General features: G+C 59.4%; 3 protein-coding genes. All 3 read left to right on the forward strand.

The window, feature by feature from the left end; all coding sequences use genetic code 11:
- Window positions 1-50: 50 nt before the first annotated feature.
- Complete coding sequence (locus tag EOA29_RS28615; RefSeq protein WP_127221928.1) at window positions 51-1,100, forward strand: RHE_PE00001 family protein; 1,050 nt, start codon at window positions 51-53, stop codon at window positions 1,098-1,100.
- Window positions 1,101-1,360: 260 nt separating this feature from the next.
- On the forward strand, window positions 1,361-3,130 hold the full coding sequence (locus EOA29_RS28620) for a hypothetical protein (protein ID WP_127221929.1): 1,770 nt from the start codon (window positions 1,361-1,363) through the stop codon (window positions 3,128-3,130).
- Window positions 3,131-3,132: 2 nt separating this feature from the next.
- Window positions 3,133-3,789: hypothetical protein (locus tag EOA29_RS28625; protein ID WP_210213179.1), on the forward strand; the 657-nt coding region annotated here is incomplete at its 3' end.

Below are 3,789 nucleotides of genomic sequence, written 5' to 3' on the forward strand. Positions count from 1 at the left end.
GACTTTTCCCTGTTTGAAATCGGGAAGTAAAAGCGACAACCACCGAGGCTATGGCGCGGCTCGACGAGCGCCTGGCGCGCTCTCCCGTCCGCGACGGCTTTGTCGAACGCCAACACTTCGCCGATGCAGCCGCCGCACTCTGGCTCGAGGGCGAGCTCGTCCATCTTGAGGACCTGGTCCTGCACGACGCCCACATGGACATCCGCACCCCGACCCACGAGATCACCCGCGCACACGCGGTGCTACGAACCCGGCGGCGAATTTTTGCGCAGACGCCCGACTGGGCGCTCAGCCGGGACGGGTTTTTGACCTTGACCGGCCGCGGTGGCGCGACGCCGGCGTCGGTACAAAAAAGCCGGGAAGGGCAGGAGGCCAGCCCCGTTCCTGCCGACGGTCAGGATGATGCTGAGGCGGATCTTCTGGCTGAGGAGTTTGCCGAGATCGATGCTGTTCTCGCACGCACATCGAAGATTCTGAACGGCGCCGATGTGCCTGCTCGAAAAGAGGAAACGTCACGACGTGAGCGGCCGGACCTGATCTACGATCTCGATTGGAATGAAGAGGAACGGCTGGCCGAATGGCAGGACGTTGTCGCCAGGACCCGCGATCTGCCGGTCGTGCTGCGTGGCGCGGTCCTGCTCGAGGCCTGGTCCGGCATCGAGGTGCTGCAGCATGCCGCCTGGCTCGGGTCGCTGTTCATCGCCGCGCTGCTGCGGCAGGAAGGGATTGGCGCCAACCATCTCGCCAGCCTGCATCTCGGCGCCAAAAACATTCCGCGGGAGCGGCGGCGGGCGCGCAATCGCTCCGATCGGTTGTTGGCTTTTGTCGACGCCATCCACGACGCAGCACTGGTCGGACTAAAAGAGCATGATCGGCTGGTGCTGGCGAAAAGCCAGATGGAGCGGCGGCTCAGGGAGCGTCGGGCAAGTTCAAAATTGCCCGACCTGATCGAGCTGGTGCTGTCGCGGCCGCTCGTTTCGACAGGCATGATCCAGGACAGGCTAAAGGTCACAAAACAGGGGGCGCTCAACCTGGTCGGCGAGCTCGGCTTGCGCGAGATGACGGGGAGAGGAAGGTTTCGCGCCTGGGGCGTCGTATGACCACGCTTCACGGCCCGCGTTAGTCGTCTAGGAAGAGTTGTGTCGTATTTGGCTTTCGAACACGTCGGGGATGGGGACAAGTTGGAAATAAGGCAAGATGCGTGGGTGGCCGGCAGCGACTGCTGCTAAATTAGGCCACCGAATCATTACGTCGTTTACAACTTTACCGAAACTTGGGGGGGCGCGTGTCAGAAACGCCATCTATACATGCGTGGATCAGGTTTCTCAGAAACTACGGGCCGATCCCCACCAACGACAACATGTATGACGAGACGATTCAGCGTGCGCTGCGTCGTCACAAAATTCGGCCGATTACACTGCCCGCGCCACTTCGCGACGAGCTCGTTGAAAATTTTCGCGGGGCCTCCCCAGGTTCATACATCATCACCGGCACAGCAGGGGATGGAAAAACATATCATTGCCGAGAGGTCTGGATCGAACTCGGCGGCGACGCGAACCTCTGGAACCTGGGCGTCAAGGTTCAGCGTCTGGACCTCGGCGATAAGCGCTCGCTTGTCGTCGTCAAAGATTTGAGCGAACTGCGCGATGACGAAAGTGCATCGCTTATCGCTGAATTCTCGGCCGATATCGCGAATCCGACCGCAGCAACCTTCTATCTCCTTGCCGCCAATCACGGGCAGCTCCTCGAGAAATTCAAATCTGCGCCGAAGACGCCTGAGATCGAACGGGCGAGCCAAGTTGTCGAAGACCTCTTGGTTACGGGCGTGACGAACGACGCGGGAATTCGTCTCGAACTGAGAGACCTCAGTCGATCTCCGGCGGCTCAGATGGTAACGGCGATCATCAAGGCGATAACAGAGCATGAAGGTTGGCAGGGCTGCGACGGCTGCTCCGCGCGCAGCGACGGCGCAATCTGTCCCATCTTCGAAAATCGCCGACGGCTCATAGGCGTCGGTGAAGAGGATCCATTCAAAAGGCGGCTTGCGGCGGTCATTGAACTTAGCGAGCGCAACGGGAGCCATTTTCCGGTGCGTCAACTCCTGGCGTTGATTGCCAACAGTCTCCTCGGTCATCCCGACGCCCGGGACGGATTGATGACATGCGCCGACGTGCCTGCGCTGCAGGACGCCGGACACCTCGATTTAGCGAGCATCTACCGCAACATTTTTGGTGGGAATCTGAAACCGAGCAGGGCTGAGAAGACGGAACTCTTTCGGAAGCTCAACGCGTTTGGGATCGGTGCGGAAACGAGCAACCGGGTTGACAATCTGCTCGTCTATGGCGCTGACGATCCGGCCTATAAGGCCGACTACGATGAACTTGTCGTCTCGGATCCCGTGTACGGGGCGACCGCCGCCTTTACCGCTGCTCAACGTACTTACCTTGAAGGAGCCGACGCCAACGGTCGCACCGTGTTTCTCGGAGCGCTTCGCGCACAACGGCAGCGCCTGTTCTTTACGATGCCAGAGTCCAAGATCGACGAGTACGATCTGTGGGACCTCAGTGTGTTTCGTTACGCCGGCCTGTATCTCGAAACGGCACAAAGAATCTCAGCCGGACAAGTCGCGCCCCGGCAGGCGGTCAGTATGGTCGTCCGCGGGCTGAATCGTATTTTCACGGGGATGCTGGTTCAGAACCAGGATGAGCTTGTGCTTGCGACGTCTGGCAGCTTTTCGCAGTCGAAGCGCAGTCCTCTGCTCGATGAAATTATCTCGGTACCTCGTGCGAGCGGTGAAGAGGTCAGCATCGTCCCAGACAAAGCTGGCCGACACTTCGGAGTATCGGTCAAGCTGGTGCGAGGCGGCGAAATTCCTCCCGTGTTCCTGGCACTTTCGCCGACGAGGTTCGAGTTCCTCGGGCGCGTCGCCGAGGGCGCACTGCCGAGCAGTTTCTCGCTTGAGTGTCACGAAGATCTACTCGCTTTCAAAGCGCGTCTGCTGCGGGAGACTGAAAACCGCCGCAAGCTCGATGGCGACGACGTCACGGCAGACGGAGAACTCGTTCTGCGGTTTATCGATATCAATTCCGATGGCCGCGCTCAGCCGCGACGCGTGATCGTGCGAGTATGACAATGGAATTTCTTGATCGCCCCACCCAGTTCGAAGAACGCACCGGTCCCGCCTATTGGATCGACGAAGCGATTTGGGGACATCGCCTTCATGACGAGCAGTCGCCGTGGCTGACGTTCCTCGAGTTTCTGACGGTGCTTCTGTCGGAACACCGTGAAGGGCGGGCCCTGAGCGAGGAAACCTACAACAGTCTCTCGTATAAGCCCCAGCTTCAGCTACGCCTGCGCAACCTGGTGTTCAACAATCCCCATGTGATGACCGTTCGCGCCGAAGCAGGGTCAGACGACGCGGCTTGGTCACTTTGGCTCAATAAGATGGCCGAAACGGCAGGCGGCATCGACAAGCCTGATTTCAGGTATCTACGCGATCGCTTCGAAACTTTCGACGATTTCGCGGCCGTCTTGAACTTCCTCCAAGGCTCGGCGATTGAAGGGTCGAGCAACAAGCGGTGGAGCTCTAAGTTCGTCTTCCCGTTTGGGGCTCATTCTCTGTTCGAAGACGTCAACGTCAAGCCGAACGGCAGCGTCTCGAACGATCGTCGGTTTTTCGCCCGCACCGGCGAGATCCTCTACCTCATGTTGAGCAGGAGCAAGCACGCTGACGAGCTTCGCGTATTGCTGACGTCTCGTTTTCTGGATCAACCGGCCCCCTATCTGTCT

Source organism: Mesorhizobium sp. M1E.F.Ca.ET.063.01.1.1, assembly GCF_003998155.1.
GTDB lineage: Bacteria > Pseudomonadota > Alphaproteobacteria > Rhizobiales > Rhizobiaceae > Mesorhizobium.

What these genes read in the sequence shown, in the direction of transcription:
- EOA29_RS28615 (WP_127221928.1), top strand. Translation starts at nt 51, where the DNA reads ATGGCGCGGCTCGACGAGCGCCTGGCGCGCTCTCCCGTCCGCGACGGC.
- EOA29_RS28620 (WP_127221929.1), top strand. Translation starts at nt 1,361, where the DNA reads ATGTATGACGAGACGATTCAGCGTGCGCTGCGTCGTCACAAAATTCGG.